Genomic DNA, 16541 nt, shown 5'->3' on the forward strand with positions numbered 1-16541 from the left:
CCTGTGAAAGTTAATCAAAGGAAGAATTAGCAAAATCCTGTCTGTCTTGATAATCAGACAACTCCGCCAGTTTTTGTAAAGATAACCGTCCCTGGTAGAATTTCTGGTTAATTTCCCAAGTCGGATAAGCATTAATTCCAGCTTGTTGACACAGTTGTGGTCGCGCGTTAGGACCCTGTGGATCGCACTCTACATAGTCCAGTATAGCAAAAGCCTGACGGCCAAAAAGCTGCTTTTGTTCGTAGCAATGGGGACACCAATAAGCACCAAAAGTTTTAGCGCCAATCTGTTTAAGATGGGTAGCGAGGGATATTTCGGCTGCGCCTGAATTAGTAGTAATCTGACGGCTGACGAGGGTAGGTGGCTGAGTGGTTGAGGTAGGTTGTCCACCATAAACCCCCAGGACAGTGACCAAAGCCACCATAGTCACAGCCACCCCAACTAAAAGCTGTTGTCCGAAATCATCCCAAAATCGCCCCACCATAGTCAGGAGAAAGAGACTAATGGAGAAAATGGCGGAAGCCACACAGTAGGGACAAAAGGCTTGCAGTTCAAAAGCCAGCAGATACATCAAAAAGCCACTGATAACGGCCATGACGGTAGCCAAACCAAACATAATCCACCAGGTAGCGGATTCTAATTTAGTCCGTAGTTTTTTTTGACTGGAGGGATTGACCAGCCAGGGGGTAGCGGCTAGACTTGCCATAGTGAAATAGGCTAAAAACCCAAATAGGCTAATGGGTATCCCCGCCACGGTGGCTAATGGACTATTGAGAACTTCATGACATCCTTGGGTAGGACAGACAGCCACTCCCCCCAAGAGTTTAACCCCAGTTAAATAGGCAGTTTCGATCGCCCCTATAATAGCGATGGTGAGAATAATTAGACGAGAGTGGCGATAAATCCAGGGAGTAGAAGGACTGCTAACCATAGGAAATGTTTTCAGTTTCTGATTAGGGTTTCAGTTTACTAGGTAGTTCCGACTGTGGTTTAAGTGTCCAGGGGTCTGTTGTTCCTGGCTGTAAACCACGCCCCATAGCCTCGACAAACTGACTAACGCGACTGGGATCAATAGGTTGACTAATGCGGCCATGTCGTTTAAGGGAACTGGCAACAATCACGCCATCAGCAGCTTTAATGAGGGTAGAAATATTTTCATAATCAGCCCCACTGCCGATAAATACGGGAGTATCACCCGCTGCAGTCCGCGCTAGTTCCAGGTCTTCCAGACTAGGGGGACTACCAGTAGACCAGCCTGATAGAATAATTCCATCAGCTAAGGCTCGTTCTGTGGTTTCCTTAACTGCTGTTGTCAGATTGGGAGAACCCAGAGGTCGGCCATGTTTGACTAGGACATCTGCCAATATTTTAACATCGCTTCCTAATTCTCGACGATAGCGCAGGAGTCGGTGAGCATTGCCTTCAATTATTCCCTGGTCGGTAGCCATCACGCCGTTTAAGACGTTGACACGAATGAATTGGGCTCCTACACAGGATGCGATCGCCAAAGCGCTTTCACCGTCATTTCGCAAGACATTGACTCCCAGGGGGACTGTAACTAGATTCATCAGCCGTTGGATAATCATGGTCATGGCGCTGACCACCGCTGGATCTACCTTATCTTTAGCAAAGGGAGAATCAAAAAAGTTCTCGACAATTATACCATGTACACCCCCGGAGGCGAGGGCAGTTGCTTCTTGTTCAGCGCGATCGATTACTGCTTTGATATCCCCACCCCATCGAGGGGAGGTGGGAAGCGGCAGCAGATGCACTACTCCAATGATGGGATTTTCAGTGTTAAAAATTTGATTTAAGTCCACAGATTTACCTTAAACCGCCAAAATGTGATCAGCCCCTTACCGGCCGAAACTTTTAGCATACAACTGCTACGGTGTTTTTGACAGATACATTTAACCAGGAAAAATCTGGCAATAGCCGGAAGTTTATGAGTATGGCACCATCTGGAATGAGGTAATCACGCCATTAGTGGAGGTATCTCTCAAAGCCAAGGGCAGAATGTTAAAGGCTCCATTAATATCACGTCCTATCCTATGACCACAATTAGGGCAAACAAATTGTTTGTTGCCTCCTAGTTGGGTGTGAATGTGACCACATTTTGAACAGGTTTTGCTGGTGTACTCTTTCGTTACGTCCGGGGGCGGGTTTACAAAGCTGATTCTTCTTAGTGGGGGCTGATCGCAGAACCCGCCCCTACACACAGCCATACTTAGCTGCTTGATGCTTCAACAAAGTCTGAAAACGGTAATGAGCCCATGTCACCATGGCGCGTCCCGTTTTCGTGGCCAAGCGTCGTTTTCCTCTCTTGACCAGATTTTTCACTTCAAACTTGGGCAAAAATATTAGTTTATACTTGGTGGTGCGAGACGTTCAGATACGAAATAAGGCGGTAATGCCTGAAATAGCTATCTGGTGGGGCTTCAACCCCTTGGTTGAATATAAGAGGCTCGCCTCTGACCGACCCCATAACTGTTTATATGTCCCGACGTTTGGTATCATACGATACCAAAACCCGGCAGGGAACCCCAGGTTAACATACTCTGTAACAATTCGTAACAATTCTTAACATAACGGAAACGTAACGAAACAGAGGTGAGGGTAACGGCGATAGCCACTCCTAGTTTCAGGACCCACAATCCTGGGATTGAAGCGGGGAACGGAAGGCTCCGAGGTGTAACCCAACACCAGAATCGAGACCACTGCCAACCATCCATGATTAGGGAAACCAAATGTCCGGCTTGAACCATCGTCAATACTAAGCAGCGAAATAGGTTGATACGCTGCGTTCAAAAGAACAAGGGGAAAAGTAGGAGCAAGAATTTAATCCAAGATTTGCTTAACATCTTAAGACAATAAGGTACAATACCCCAAAAGATTCGCAACTCAATAATGAATATACGGTCAAACCCCAGACCATGCCAAATTTCCCTGACGACATACTCATCAAGTCGGATTCATGGTAAAATCCAATCATGCGTGCGAGACGTTTAGGAGTGAAATAGGGATGCAATGCCCGAAATAGCCTCCTAGTGGGACTTCCACCCCTTGGTGGAATATAAGGGACTCGTATCCTGACCATCCCATAACTGTTTATATGTCCCGACGCTTGGAGAAATCTGAGCAAGGCAGGGGACTCAAGGTCATAAACAAACTGAGAAATCAGGGAGTAGAGAGTAAAGGCGATAGCCACCCCCAATTTCAGGATACACGATTCTGGGATTGAAGCGGGGAACGGAAGGCGTGAAGTAGAACCTACTACCAAATGCGACCACTGCCAACCATCCATGATTAGGGAAACCGAATGTCCGGCTTGAACCATCGTAATGATTTAGCAGCGTAATAGGTTGCCACGCTGCGCTCAAAAGAGCAAGGGGAAAAGTAGGGTTTTGCATAAAACACCTACACAGACCTTTTTAAGTACCCCGGTGGAGAGGACAAGTCTAAAGATGGAATGCCCATATAAACGGAACGTTTAAACTCCTCATTGGTTCTCCTTATCAAAAAAGTGAGCAATATTACTCACAAGGAGTAGTGAAAAGTGTAAGCGTATACCATTGAGGGGAAAGGATGTGACTGAAAGCCAATGCCTAATTGTAATGATTAGGATATGCCCACTAGTCACGGTGTAGATATGGAGACTGCGACAAGTAGGAGTAATATGACGAGAGCGAGTTTAAAGACTACGAGTTGTATGCCAAGCTCCCAAAGTTGGAATCATAAAGCGGGGGTTCGTAACCCTGTTCCTAGTGACAAAAAGGGTATCTACATTAGGAGCCGTATGAGGTGAAAGTCTCAAGTACGGTTTGGAAGTGGAGTTGGGGAAGGTGACTTCCCTTTCGACCATAACCGTGCGAGACGTTTAGGAGTGAAATAGGGATGCAATGCCCGAAATAGCCTCCTAGTGGGACTTCCACCCCTTGGTGGAATATAAGGGACTCGTATCCTGACCATCCCATAACTGTTTATATGTCCCGACGCTTGGAGAAATCTGAGCAAGGCAGGGGACTCAAGGTCATAAACAAACTGAGAAATCAGGGAGTAGAGAGTAAAGGCGATAGCCACCCCCAATTTCAGGATACACGATTCTGGGATTGAAGCGGGGAACGGAAGGCGTGAGGTAGAACCTACTACCAAATGCGACCACTGCCAACCATCCATGACTAGGGAAACCGAATGTCTGGCTTGAACCATCGTAATGATTTAGCAGCGTAATAGGTTGCCACGCTGCGCTCAAAAGAGCAAGGGGAAAAGTAGGGTTTTGCATAAAACACCTACACAGACCTTTTTAAGTACCCCGGTGGAGAGGACAAGTCTAAAGATGGAATGCCCATATAAACGGAACGTTTAAACTCCTCATTGGTTCTCCTTATCAAAAAAGTGAGCAATATTACTCACAAGGAGTAGTGAAAAGTGTAAGCGTATACCATTGAGGGGAAAGGATGTGACTGAAAGCCAATGCCTAATTGTAATGATTAGGATATGCCCACTAGTCACGGTGTAGATATGGAGACTGCGACAAGTAGGAGTAATATGACGAGAGCGAGTTTAAAGACTACGAGTTGTATGCCAAGCTCCCAAAGTTGGAATCATAAAGCGGGGGTTCGTAACCCTGTTCCTAGTGACAAAAAGGGTATCTACATTAGGAGCCGTATGAGGTGAAAGTCTCAAGTACGGTTTGGAAGTGGAGTTGGGGAAGGTGACTTCCCTTTCGACCATAACCAATCAAAGCTTTCCGAACCAAACTAAAACTCAATGACCGTCAAGCCACCTTGATGGCCAAACACGCCGGTTATGCTCGGTTCGTGTTTAATTGGGGATTACACTTATGGAGGTCAGCTTATGAAGAGGGACTCAAGCCTAATATAAACTCCATTAAAAAGGTTTTTACTAATTATGTGAAACCTCAATATCCTTGGATGTCCGAATTGTCTTCTAAAGTTGATCAATATGCCTTCATTAATCTAGGGGATGCCTTTAAGCGCTTCTTCAAGGGAATAAGCAGTTATCCTAAATTTAAGAAGAAAGGCCACCATGATAGTTTTACGCTTGACAATTCCGGAAAGCCATTCAATCTGTCAGGAACTCGCCATAAGCTGCCTTTTGTGGGCTGGGTTTCTACATTTGAGGCTCTACCCGAAAGTTGGGTTAAGAAAGTCACTATAGCCCGCCAAGCAGGGGACTGGTATATGAGCTTTTTCGTAGAAATCACACCAGAAATTACACCGAAATATCGAGAGAGAATCGGGGTAGACCTAGGAATTAACAATTGGGCGACTTGCTCCGATGGGACCCAATTCTCTAATCCCAAGGCTTATAAAGCAGCGACCAAAAAACTAGCCAGATTACAACGTCATTTAAGTCGCAAAGTCAAAGGCTCAAAAAATCGGGCCAAATGTCTCTTAAAAGTTCAAAAGCTACATCAAAGAGTAGCAAACATTCGGCGGGACACCATTCATAAAATAACTACTTTCTTGGCTAAGAACCACAGCCAAGTCGTCATTGAAGATTTGAATGTGTCAGGTATGCTGAAAAATCATGGTTTGGCTGGTTCTATCGCTGATGCTTCATTTTATGAGTTCCGTCGGCAACTAGGTTACAAGGCAGAACGTTATGGTTCAAAGTTGATTATTGCCGATAGATTTTATCCATCCAGTCAACTGTGTTCTAATTGCGGTTATCGTCAAAAAATGCCCCTAGTCCGTCGGACTTTTGAATGTCCGAACTGTGGCCTGAAGATTGATAGAGATTTGAACGCCAGTATAAATTTAGAAAAATCGCCTGGTTCAGACGATTACACTTGTGGACGGGGTGCTGCCGACAGTCCCGGACGAAGCCAGAAATAAACATCAATATCCGGCTATGTCCGGTTTTGTTTAAGTTTTATAGAGCAGGTTCACTATACTATAGCATTAGTCAAGGTGGTTAGGACGCAGCTTTGAGAACGGAATCCATGGCATCATGGAGAGAATCAAACTGCTCACGTGCAGTGGCGAATACGGGCTTTCAGCCACGACCAACATTTCTCTATCTTGTTGAGGTCTGGCGAATAAGGCGGAAGATATAGCATTAGTCAAGGTGGTTAGGACGCAGCTTTGAGAACGGAATCCATGGCATCATGGAGAGAATCAAACTGCTCACGTGCAGTGGCGAATACGGGCTTTCAGCCACGACCAACATTTCTCTATCTTGTTGAGGTCTGGCGAATAAGGCGGAAGATAGAGTAAACGGCATTGAGCTGCCTCCACCAGTTCAGCAATCCGTCCCCCTTTATGAAACGTTGCATTGTCCAATACTAGAGTCTGACCTGGCTTCAATGTTGGAATTAAGATGAACTCCAACCACAACTCAAACACTGTCCGATGACAACAACCCTCAAAGCTAAAGGGAGCTAAGAGTTGTTGATGACACCATGCGGCTATCATACTTACCCTGCCCTGCCTCTTCCCTGATTTGAGGACATGGAAGCGTTGTCCTTGCTCACAGTAACCATAAGGATAATCCGAGTCTTGACTATTGATGCCAGCTTCATCGAGGTAAACCAACCCTTCCGGCTCCATCTGTTCAATCTGAGCCATAAACTCCTCTCGCTGTTGCTCATCACGTTCTTGGTAGCCGTAAGTTTTTTTTCTGGTGAAGCCAATTTTCTTCAAGGCTCTGGATATGGTGCGAGGAGAGATGTCGTCATCCCAAAGTTCAGCCATTTGAGCGGAGGTTTGATCGCCATGCTCTTGGGCAAAAGCTTTGAATTTATGCCAGTCGGTAATTTTGTGGTTATTGCCAGGTGGGTGATTAGGTTTAGGGAGGAAGTCTCCGGTCTGTGCTTTTCTTTGCAGCCAGAGATTAATGGTGTTCCGGCTGACATGGAAAACTTGACTGGCTTCTGTTTTGGGCATACCGTCTAGTTCAATTGCATCAATAACTTTTTGTCTGAGGTCGTAACTATAGGGGGCTGGCATTTTGGGTCTTCTTAGTCATCTCGTCCTCTCCATTATACGTCCTAACTTTCCTGTCTGGTGCTATAGAGTAAACGGCATTGAGCTGCCTCCACCAGTTCAGCAATCCGTCCCCCTTTATGAAACGTTGCATTGTCCAATACTAGAGTCTGACCTGGCTTCAATGTTGGAATTAAGATGAACTCCAACCACAACTCAAACACTGTCCGATTACAACAACCCTCAAAGCTAAAGGGAGCTAAGAGTTGTTGATGACACCATGCGGCTATCATACTTACCCTGCCCTGCCTCTTCCCGGATTTGAGGACATGGAAGCGTTGTCCTTGCTCACAGTAACCATAAGGATAATCCGAGTCTTGACTATTGATGCCAGCTTCATCGAGGTAAACCAACCCTTCCGGCTCCATCTGTTCAATCTGAGCCATAAACTCCTCTCGCTGTTGCTCATCACGTTCTTGGTAGCCGTAAGTTTTTTTTCTGGTGAAGCCAATTTTCTTCAAGGCTCTGGATATGGTGCGAGGAGAGATGTCGTCATCCCAAAGTTCAGCCATTTGAGCGGAGGTTTGATCGCCATGCTCTTGGGCAAAAGCTTTGAATTTATGCCAGTCGGTAATTTTGTGGTTATTGCCAGGTGGGTGATTAGGTTTAGGGAGGAAGTCTCCGGTCTGTGCTTTTCTTGGCAGCCAGAGATTAATGGTGTTCCGGCTGAGATGGAAAAATTGACTGGCTTTGGTTTTGGACATACCGTATAGTTCAATTGCATTGATAACTTTTTGTCTAAGGTCGTAACTGTAGGGGGCTGGCATTTTGGGTCTTCTGTAGATATCCTTGCCATTATACGTCCTAACTTTTCTGTCTTGTGCTATATATCCTCTTTTGGAGCTTAAAGACGTATCGTTGGACTTTCGCCCAATTGATACTTCTCCATACAAACGCACGTCTTGGTAGGTCTTTGTCTTCCAAAGTCTTGTCCTACTCTCGATTTCGTCATATTGACCCCTACTAAACTCTTTACCTTACAATCAAACCGTGACCTGTTAGCATATCCCTTCCATTACAGAAGGGCATTAGCTTCTGGTCACATCTCACCCCCTCAAAGGCTTGCGCTTACACTTCTCACTACTGATTACTTCGACCAAATAATCAGAGCCTAAGAGGGATTAAAACATTCCGTTTATATGGGCATTCCATCCTTAGATTTGTCCTATCCACCGGGGTACTTTTAAAGGTCTGTGTAGATGGTATAATCAATCCTCCACTTTTCCCCTTGCTCTTTTGAGCGCAGCGTATCAATCTATTTCGCTGCTAGATTGTGACGGTGGTTCAAGCCGGACATTCGGTTTCCCTAATCATAGACGGTTAGCAGTGGTCTCGATTCCGGTGTTAGATTACACCTCGGAGCCTTCCGTTCCCCGCTTCAACCCCAGGTTTGTGATTCCTGGAACCGGGGGCGGCTATCGCCGTTACCCTCACCTTTGCCGTAACTATTCCGTTATGTTAAGAATTATTACGTTTTTTTGCAAAGTGTGTTGACCTTGGGTTCCCTACCTGGTTTTGGTATCGTCTGATACTAAACGTCGGGACATATAAACAGTTATGGGGATGGTCAGAAGCGAGCTTCTTATATTCTACCAAGGGGCTGAAGTCCCCACCAGGTAATTATTTCAGGCATCTCAGCCTTATTTCATACCTGAACGTCTCGCACGATTTACACAATCCTAAATCAATATAGGCATTACCCAACAGGATTAAGCGATCGCGCTAGCCGGATTAACCATCCCAGAGGAAAAGCCAAGGAGTAATTAATCATACTGGCCAAATCGAGGACAACCTACTGGGAAAATGGACAAGATAAGTACAAATTCCCAGCTAGGACAAAAAAGCGATCGCGTTAAGTCCCTTGACACCAATCTGGACTTCTACAATTCCAAGACAACGGTAAACGCTTCCATATAGCAGACCGGGTCCGTGGTACCGCCAAAGGTCATAGGAACATCAGGTTCAAAAGCAGTCATCACATAGGATTCGGGTTTACTTAGATGTTTAGCCAGGGATGCTGACAAATCCTTGAGTAAACTTTCAACTTGGGATTTTTCCGGTTGAGAAATCGATGTTTTGACTTTAATCAGTGGCATAATTAAAACTGATTCCCCCTCCCGGTGGGAGAGGGTTGCCAATTGCCGTTAATTTCACAGCAGGTCTGATGTCAACTGTTAAGGATCTGTTAAGTCACCTAGTCGAATGTGCCACCATTCCAGCCCCACATAGTCCGGGGTGCATCAGCAAACTCAATATATATGCGATCGCTGGGGACACCTAAAGCCTGATTAATTTTTTGGCAGAAATCCTGACTCATAGCTTTAGTAGTGGTTGGGGTGATGTTACCAATACTTTTGATTTCCATATAGCAAACCGGGTCTGTGGTACCGCCAAAGGTCATAGGAACATCAGGTTCAAAAGCAGTCATCACATAGGATTCGGGTTTACTTAGATGTTTAGCCAGGGATGCTGACAAATCCTTGAGTAAACTTTCGACTTGGGATTTTTCCGGTTGAGAAACCGATGTTTTGACTTTAATCAGTGGCATAAATCCTGTTTTAACCTCCGTAATTCCATCCTGTACTCGCTAAGGAGAGAATTTCCCCCTCTCGGTGAACTCCAGCCGCGATTACTTCCCCGACGAAAACGGAGTGGTCACCTTTTTCGACGCTACCAACTACATTACACTCGATGTAGCCTAGAGAATCTGAGAGAATGGGGCAGCCTGTTTCTCCTAGGTAAAATTCCAGGTCCTCGAATTTGCTACCGACTAAACGCTGCGGCTTAAAGAATTTTTGGGCAATGTCTTTTTGTCCCAATTCTAAAAAGGTAAGGGCGAACACACCGCTGGCTTTAATCATGGCGTGGGACCGGGAGTCATTGCGAACGCAGTTTACCACTAGGGGTGGTTTAAAGGATGACTGCATCACCCAACTGGCGGTAAAACCATTGATTTCGTCTCCTTCTTTGACTCCACAAATATATAGGGCGTGGGGCATTTTTCGGAGAATGGTTGTTTTTGCTTGTTCGTCTAGCATGGGTTTTTCAGTCTAGGTCTTGTAGTTTTTAGTTTACCGTTATTTTGGTTATGAGAAACGGAATGAGGGCGAAAAATTTAGCGGGGATGTTGAACAAGGAGCAGATATCTGGTTTTGGGGTTTCCGGGAGAGGGAAGTTCCCACACGGAGTCGGATGATTTTAGAACTGTTTGGGGCGTAAAACACATAAACAGAAATCTGACGCTAAACCTCCGGGTATTTCCATCAGGATTTCTTCAAATTCTAATAATAGCCTAACTAATGCTTCTGATTTGGGGTCGCCGGGTAACAGTTGCGTATGTTCTAACAGGGGATACAGAGGATGCAGAATAGCACCGCCAAAGGGATTGTATACCTCGATATTAAAGTAGTATTCGATGAATGGTAAAATTAGCTTAGAACGCACGGCTTCGGATGGGTCGGTGGCGAAGACTTGATGAATGGTGGGATTGATAAAGTTTTCTTGAATTCCAGAACGCAAGATTTCCCCAAAGCATTTATACAGGCGGTTAATTATTTTCACCTGATGGGGGCTATAAATGCAGTAATTATCCCCTACATATTCATTGATGATAAAGTAGCCATCGGGGTGAAGGCAGCCGTGAACTATGCCTAAAAATCTCTCGATTTCTTTGACGTGATGTAAGGATCCCGAACAGAAGGCAATATCGTATTTTTTGCCTTTATCAAGAGTAAAGGTATTGAAATCGTCCTGATAAAAGTTGATATTAACTCCCACATTAGCCGCAGTTTGGCGGGCAATATTTAGGGATGCTTCGGAGAAATCAAAGGCATCAATATGGTTGGCAAACCGTTGTTGTGCCATGACGATTTCATGGTTGCCGATACCACAACCGAGGGAGATTAATTGGTCGAAATTTCGCTGGCAAAAATAGTCTTCAATTAGCCATCGTAGCCAATATTTTTCACTCTGACCACCAGACATTCGCTTATAAATGGTATCAGCTACAATGGGGTTAGATACCCACTGACTGGCTATGGCTGCAGTGGGGTTGGTTTCCCAGTAGTTTTTATCCTGGGGTGCTTCTATGGTAAGGGTTTCTGGTAGCACTGGAGTTTCTGGGGCTGTTTCTGTTGCTACAAGTTCTAATTCTGCGGCTTCTAATTCGGGCGCTTCCTGGGATAACTGATGAGGATTCATTAAATAGGCTTCTTGGAAAATCTCACCATAGGCTGCTGTCATCTCCTCAAAGCGATTGAGGGAGTCTAGGACATATTTGGCATTTTGGGCGAATTGCTGCCTTTTAGGCTCATTTTCGAGCAGTTCGGTGAGACATTTGGCTAACTCATCGGGTTGATTGGGTGTATAAAATAGGGCATTAATTTCACGGCGCACTTGTTCAGGAATGCCAAATACAGGGGTGGTGATAATTGGTAAATCAAAACCCATGGCTTCTAAAATTACGCGGGGATAACTTTCGATGCGGGAGGTGCAAATGAAGATATCCGCCGCGCGATAATAAAGGGCTGTTTCGGGGGTTTCTGGGACTACGGAAACGCGACTGCGTAAGGACTCTGGTAGTTGATTAACTAGGTTGGCTAATTGACTACTGTAAAGGCTGGGTCGATCGCCTATAATTAAACAACGGATGCGAGAATGCCATTGGGGGGGTAGTAAGGGGAGGGCTTTAACTAGGTCCTGTTGACCTTTGCGATCGCAAACTGTTCCTAATAGTAAAATCGCGATTTCTCCGGGGTCTATATCCAGGGTTTCGCGGGCGGATTTACGATTCCATTTTTCGGCTTGGGTTAAGAGGCGATCGACATCCAAACCATTATGAATCGTGATAAAATTATGGTGGCTATTCAATGGCAAATATTGGTTACGGGTAGCATCAGCCACAAAAATCACCCGATAGGGGAAGCGGAAACATTCCAAAGCCTGGGCGGCAATTTCACCCCCAAAGCGATTAAAATAGGTCTGCCATGGTTCACTCTCATGGACATTCCACACACAGGGGACCCCCACATTTTCGGCGGCGGCTACCATAAAGAAATTCTCTAAGGTATTAGCATAAACCAGGTCATAGCTATCAAGGCTTAACTCTTCAGCTAAAGCCGAAATAGCCTGATGATAACCCTGTCTATCGTAAACACCAGTTAAGGGATGTTCTCGGACTATCACTTTAATTCCCTGCTGTTCATATACTTGTCGCAGGGGTCCATCTGTGACACTAAAGATGACAGGTTCTATATCCCCATCTCCCGCTAATTTTAGGGCGATTTCCAACTGATGTAAAGGGGCTCCTGTGTATTCCAAAGCATTACTACACATCAAAACTTTGGGCTGAATTTTTACAGTTAAGTTATGCCAAAAATAGCGTCTGGGTTGTATCTGGAACCACTCATTAGCTAGGGATAAATGGGGGCTATAAAAGGGGTCAATTTTATCAGCATAGCGACGGCGGAAGGTAGCCACTTCTTTGGGGTTATCCCCAAAACCGCGACTGGTTCCTTCTCGGTGAATTAATTCAGCATCAGGACAATAAACACAACGATATCCCGCCTCAGATAGTCGATAGCCATAGTCTGCGTCGTTATAGGCTACAGCAAAATCCGTTTGATTAAAACCCCCCATTTCTAAAAATAGTGCTTTAGGAGTTAGTAAACAAGCGGCGGTGACGGCTGAGTAATTTTTGACTACTTTAGAATAGGCTAAATAACCAAAATCATCTCGATGAGTCAGTTTAAAAGCATGACCGGCTAACCCATGATGTAACCCATGAATAATTCCGGCGTGTTGAATAGTATCATTGGGGAAAATCAACCGCGCACCCACAGCACCCACGCCCTCAAATTGACCATAACCAATCATTTGAGATAACCAGTCTGGGTTAAGTATTTCTGTGTCATTATTGAGGAATAGCAAATAATCAGCTTCTACCTGTTCGGCGGCGCGATTATTAATGTAGGCAAAACTAAACCCAGTTGCCGGATTAGGAATTTTCATAACCCTACATTTATCTAACTCTGACAAACTGGCTAAATATGCCAAAGTTTGGGGGTCATCACTTTGGTTGTCAATGACTACAATTTGATAGTTTTGATATGTGGTTTTTGCCAGGGAATTAATACAGGCTTGCAGTAGCTTTAATTGATTTTTGGTGGGAATTATAATAGCTACGGAAGGTCCGGTATGGGGGAAAGTATGGCTAAATATACCTAGATTTAATTTAACCGCCCATTGGGGTTGATGAACAGTAGCGGCGCTTTGACGGCGGGTGATAGCATCAGTTATGGCATTCTGACCCGCCTGGAAACTAGCAGGTTTGGCGGCACCGGAAACAGCAGTAGAACCGGGCGCAGTACGCCAATGATATAATACTAAGGGAATGTGACCAATTTGGCGAGCTTTTTCGGTGGCTCTGAGGGCAAAATCATAGTCTTGGGAACCTTCATAACCAATGCGAAACCCTCCTAATTCTTGGAAGAGGGAATGACGCACTACTAGGGCGTGACCCATATACATATAAGATAGTAGTAATTCGGGCGACCAGTCGGGTTTAAATTGGGGCGCAAACCGTTTACCTTGGGTATCTATTTTGTCATCATCACTATAAAGAATATCAGTTTCTGGGTGTTGGACTAGATAAAGGGCAATTTCGGCTAAAGCGTCGGGAGTGAGTTCGTCATCATTATCGAGAAATAGGATAAAGTCTCCGGTAGCGAGTGAGGCGGCGCTATTGGTGGCGGCGCTAATATTGCCATTTTCTGACCGGAAATGTAGCCTGATACGGGGTTCGGTTTCGGCTAGTTGATTGAGGGTTTTAGCAACTTCGGGGTCGCTGCTACAATCATCAGCTATACAGAGTTCCCAATGGCTGTATATTTGACTACAAACACTGGCGATCGCTTGTTGTAAAAACCCTATAGGAGGGTTATAAACTGGCATCACCACCGAAATTTTGGGCAGGGCTGTCGCCGGAACCGCCGCCAAACGCTTACCCAAAATATCAGCCGCTTTTTCTGTCCAGGTGTTAGCTTTTAACCAAGCATCATAAGGGTCAATAGTCGCCGGAACTTCAAAGCCTGCTGGTAACAAAACTTCCCCAGGAATTTGACTGGTTTGGTCGTACATTTCCGACATTCGCCGTATAATGGTAGGAATTTCCCAAGGCATGGGAATTAAACGACCAAGGCGCTGTTTACGTTCCGCCGCGCGTTGTCGAATAGCCGCGCTAAGTTTAATTAACTGTTTAGTCTTACCAGAAACTTTATTGATAGGGCTAATTCGCTTAACAGTGAGGGGCTGTTTTTTGTCTACGGCTACTGTTTCCCCATTTTCTAGTTGCGCCTCAAGGGAAATATTCCAAGTTCCCGGAGGTAAATTAATTAAGACTTCCCAACCACTATTGGAACTACCTACCCAGTCGGAGAAAATTTCCCCCACGTCACCCCGGGGAAGTCCATAAGCACATTCTACAGTTTCCTGTCCATAACGCAGGAATAGTTTAGTAATTTGGTATTGAGGGTGACAACACCAACCCGCAAATAGAGTTTCTCCTACGGGGACGATATTTGTATTAGGTACATCAAATGCAGCTTGTAGGGGTGAAACTCGCAGGGGATATTCTCCAAACTGATGCCATTTTCCCCTAGTGTCTTTAACTTCTAATTGCACTCTATGATTACCTGGAATTAGAGGAATTTGCACCCGAAACCCACAGTGATAACTACCGGGGATGTAATCATATATATTCCCCACGTCCAGACGTTCTATATTATAGGTTCCCTCGAATATTTGCTCATTAATACGGGCGCGAACTTCCTCTAAATTAAGTTTCCCGGTATGTAAACACCAGCCCTGAATTTGCATATAAGTATCGAGACATCCCAGCAATTCCCAATTAGTCGGGTTATCAATAGAAGACACAAACCGAGGTTTGAGGGTGCGTCTGGCTTGCCTTTTCGCCGTAGCATATTTAGTGCGAATTTTCCACAATTTAGAGGATTTAATAGCGGCTAATTCCCCTTCCGCCAAGTTCCGCGCCATTTGGGTCTGTCCGAGTTCCTCTTCTAGTTCTCGGAGTTTAGCAAAGGCTTGTTTAAATTGGACTTGGCTAGTTTGTAGTCTAAATTGAGTCTGTCCTAATTCGGTTTCTAAACTGCTAATTTTCAAATGGGCGTTATGTAGTTTAAAGTCGGTAATTCCCAGTTCGGTTTCGGTATTAATTAATTTACTCAAGACATCTTGATATTTGATATCAAAATCCTGATATTTTTCTGGGATATTTTGCAGTTCACCCTGGGTTCTTCCGAGTTCTTTTTCTGTGGCTACCAGTTTAGTTGTGGCTTCTTGCAAACCCACTTCTAGGTTGTGCGCGTGGGCTGTCATTCCCCGCAATTCTAGGGTCGTGGCTTCCAGTTCCCCCTGGGTTTTTCCTAATTGTTCTTCGGTAGTGACTAATTTGGCGATCGCATCTTGTTGTTTAATCTCTAAACCATTCAGTTTTAGTTGAGTTCTACCTAGTTCAGTTTCCTTACTAACCAACCTATCTACAGCATCATGGAAATGGTCTTGCCACAATTTAACATCAGCTTCTAAAATACCGCATTCTTTTTCCAGTTTGCGAATAGTTGACCAATCTTTAAACGCCCAACTAGGACTAGGCTGTTGTTGCACAGCTTCTCGTTCAAAATGATTTAAACCACTGCCTAAGTTTTTCGCTGCTTCTTCTAGTTCTTGATATAGGGTCAGTGCTTCCGGAAAATAAGCTCCAATTAGTCCCGGCTTTTTACTTTTAATAATATTATTGGTTAAAAGTTTATCATCGAAGTTATGGCTTTTATCGTCAATTCTTAACCATAAATCAAACTTGTGATTAAGTGCCTTAACGAAATCCATCGAATATTTCCCTACTTTATAAACATTAGCAATTAAGCACCTTTGGGGATTGTTTTGATAAAACTTCAGGATTTTTTGATTATAAAAAATCCACATTTTAACCGCCATTTCTGGGGAGGTAATCAAGGCTTCATCTGTAGACCTACGATAAAGAGAGTCTACCACTTCCCAGGGAGTTCTATAAACAAAAATAAACTTGGCTTCTGGTATCAGTTCCGCCCAAAAATCCAACAGCAGAGTCGTCCTAGGATCTTTCCATCCCCAGGGAGATAATGGGTCCTGATTTTGGGCGATTAGTTGTTGTGCCTGTTGTCTTTGAGTCGGTGTTACTGATATCTTATCTTCCGCGACGCAGCCCAATTCATCAATACCATTATCACGCAAAATCTCTTTATGAAATTCCACAAAATCAACATTTTCAAAATGTCCCTTGATATTTCCATAATTGGAACCCACCAAATTTTGACCAATATTGACACCATACTGCTGGAGTAAAGAAGCCGTTAAAGAAGTGCCAGAACGGTGCATTCCTGTGATAATTAAAGTTGGTGATTGACCCTCTGATGCTGTATCCATAGATTTTACTTCACTAATTCAGTATGTATAATTTTTTGACATCCATGCAGC

General features: G+C 44.6%; 13 protein-coding genes and 3 pseudogenes. 2 read left to right on the plus strand and 14 right to left on the minus strand.

Annotation, left to right across the window (positions count from 1 at the left end; genetic code table 11):
* Positions 1-10 precede the first annotated feature (10 nt).
* The 6 genes from HFV01_RS17325 to HFV01_RS17355 form a co-directional block, all read right to left on the minus strand.
* Positions 11-931 carry a vitamin K epoxide reductase family protein gene (locus HFV01_RS17325; protein ID WP_008049656.1) on the minus strand — a complete coding sequence of 307 codons (921 nt, stop codon included), beginning with the start codon at positions 929-931 and terminating at the stop codon, positions 11-13.
* Positions 932-953: 22 nt separating this feature from the next.
* Positions 954-1820: a photosystem I biogenesis protein BtpA gene (gene btpA / locus HFV01_RS17330; RefSeq protein ID WP_006616631.1), complete on the minus strand. Its 867-nt coding sequence runs from the start codon at positions 1818-1820 to the stop codon at positions 954-956.
* Positions 1821-1943: 123 nt separating this feature from the next.
* The gene (locus HFV01_RS17335; RefSeq protein WP_215905439.1) at positions 1944-2225 is read right to left on the minus strand and encodes a zinc ribbon domain-containing protein; all 282 of its coding nucleotides are present in this window, start codon (positions 2223-2225) and stop codon (positions 1944-1946) included.
* 355 nt (positions 2226-2580) lie between these two features.
* On the minus strand, positions 2581-2808 hold the full coding sequence (locus HFV01_RS17345) for a hypothetical protein (protein WP_081471180.1): 228 nt from the start codon (positions 2806-2808) through the stop codon (positions 2581-2583).
* A gap of 350 nt (positions 2809-3158) precedes the next feature.
* A complete protein-coding gene (locus HFV01_RS17350) occupies positions 3159-3380 on the minus strand; it encodes a hypothetical protein (RefSeq protein ID WP_193520220.1) in 222 nt (73 codons plus the stop codon).
* A 650-nt stretch (positions 3381-4030) separates the two neighbouring features.
* Positions 4031-4252: a hypothetical protein gene (locus tag HFV01_RS17355; protein WP_193520191.1), complete on the minus strand. Its 222-nt coding sequence runs from the start codon at positions 4250-4252 to the stop codon at positions 4031-4033.
* 538 nt (positions 4253-4790) lie between these two features.
* On the opposite strand from HFV01_RS17355, the gene HFV01_RS17360 reads away from it, so the two are divergent.
* Positions 4791-5861 (plus strand): RNA-guided endonuclease InsQ/TnpB family protein, encoded by a 1071-nt coding sequence (locus HFV01_RS17360; RefSeq protein ID WP_318286292.1) that lies wholly within the window; start codon positions 4791-4793, stop codon positions 5859-5861.
* A gap of 79 nt (positions 5862-5940) precedes the next feature.
* Here the strand turns inward: HFV01_RS17360 and HFV01_RS30880 are convergent.
* From HFV01_RS30880 to HFV01_RS17380, 4 genes and pseudogenes are all read right to left on the minus strand, one after another.
* Positions 5941-6085 (minus strand): annotated as a pseudogene (locus tag HFV01_RS30880) (transposase); the annotation flags it as partial.
* Positions 6086-6097: 12 nt separating this feature from the next.
* Positions 6098-6974 (minus strand): IS630 family transposase gene (locus tag HFV01_RS17370; RefSeq protein ID WP_235720235.1). Its coding sequence is split into 2 segments (ribosomal slippage): positions 6098-6160 and positions 6162-6974, totalling 876 coding nucleotides; the frame shifts between segments, so codons are not numbered across the junction.
* A gap of 62 nt (positions 6975-7036) precedes the next feature.
* Positions 7037-7777, minus strand: a pseudogene (locus HFV01_RS17375) (IS630 family transposase); the annotation flags it as partial.
* Between the two features lie 37 nt (positions 7778-7814).
* A complete protein-coding gene (locus HFV01_RS17380; protein WP_228116515.1) occupies positions 7815-7934 on the minus strand; it encodes a reverse transcriptase N-terminal domain-containing protein in 120 nt (39 codons plus the stop codon).
* 312 nt (positions 7935-8246) lie between these two features.
* Here HFV01_RS17380 and HFV01_RS17385 point away from each other — a divergent pair, with 312 nt between their 5' ends.
* On the plus strand, positions 8247-8504 hold the full coding sequence (locus tag HFV01_RS17385; protein WP_196797691.1) for a hypothetical protein: 258 nt from the start codon (positions 8247-8249) through the stop codon (positions 8502-8504).
* 413 nt (positions 8505-8917) lie between these two features.
* Here the strand turns inward: HFV01_RS17385 and HFV01_RS17390 are convergent.
* The 4 genes and pseudogenes from HFV01_RS17390 to HFV01_RS17405 all read right to left on the minus strand — a co-directional run.
* Positions 8918-9106: pseudogene (locus HFV01_RS17390) on the minus strand (phenylpyruvate tautomerase MIF-related protein); the annotation flags it as partial.
* Between the two features lie 98 nt (positions 9107-9204).
* On the minus strand, positions 9205-9558 hold the full coding sequence (locus HFV01_RS17395; protein WP_006620442.1) for a phenylpyruvate tautomerase MIF-related protein: 354 nt from the start codon (positions 9556-9558) through the stop codon (positions 9205-9207).
* A 10-nt stretch (positions 9559-9568) separates the two neighbouring features.
* Positions 9569-10048 carry a flavin reductase family protein gene (locus HFV01_RS17400; RefSeq protein WP_006620443.1) on the minus strand — a complete coding sequence of 160 codons (480 nt, stop codon included), beginning with the start codon at positions 10046-10048 and terminating at the stop codon, positions 9569-9571.
* A gap of 160 nt (positions 10049-10208) precedes the next feature.
* Positions 10209-16490, minus strand: a complete 6282-nt coding sequence (locus tag HFV01_RS17405) for a glycosyltransferase (protein ID WP_193520243.1) — start codon at positions 16488-16490, stop codon at positions 10209-10211.
* Between the last annotated feature and the right edge of the window lie 51 nt (positions 16491-16541).

Origin of the sequence: Limnospira fusiformis SAG 85.79, assembly GCF_012516315.1 — a bacterium.
In the GTDB taxonomy this organism is placed as follows: domain Bacteria; phylum Cyanobacteriota; class Cyanobacteriia; order Cyanobacteriales; family Microcoleaceae; genus Limnospira; species Limnospira fusiformis.

What these genes read in the sequence shown, in the direction of transcription:
- HFV01_RS17325 (WP_008049656.1), bottom strand. Translation starts at nt 931, where the DNA reads ATGGTTAGCAGTCCTTCTACTCCCTGGATTTATCGCCACTCTCGTCTA.
- HFV01_RS17335 (WP_215905439.1), bottom strand. Translation starts at nt 2,225, where the DNA reads ATGGCTGTGTGTAGGGGCGGGTTCTGCGATCAGCCCCCACTAAGAAGA.
- HFV01_RS17360 (WP_318286292.1), top strand. Translation starts at nt 4,791, where the DNA reads ATGGCCAAACACGCCGGTTATGCTCGGTTCGTGTTTAATTGGGGATTA.
- HFV01_RS17395 (WP_006620442.1), bottom strand. Translation starts at nt 9,558, where the DNA reads ATGCCACTGATTAAAGTCAAAACATCGGTTTCTCAACCGGAAAAATCC.
- HFV01_RS17400 (WP_006620443.1), bottom strand. Translation starts at nt 10,048, where the DNA reads ATGCTAGACGAACAAGCAAAAACAACCATTCTCCGAAAAATGCCCCAC.
- HFV01_RS17405 (WP_193520243.1), bottom strand. Translation starts at nt 16,490, where the DNA reads ATGGATACAGCATCAGAGGGTCAATCACCAACTTTAATTATCACAGGA.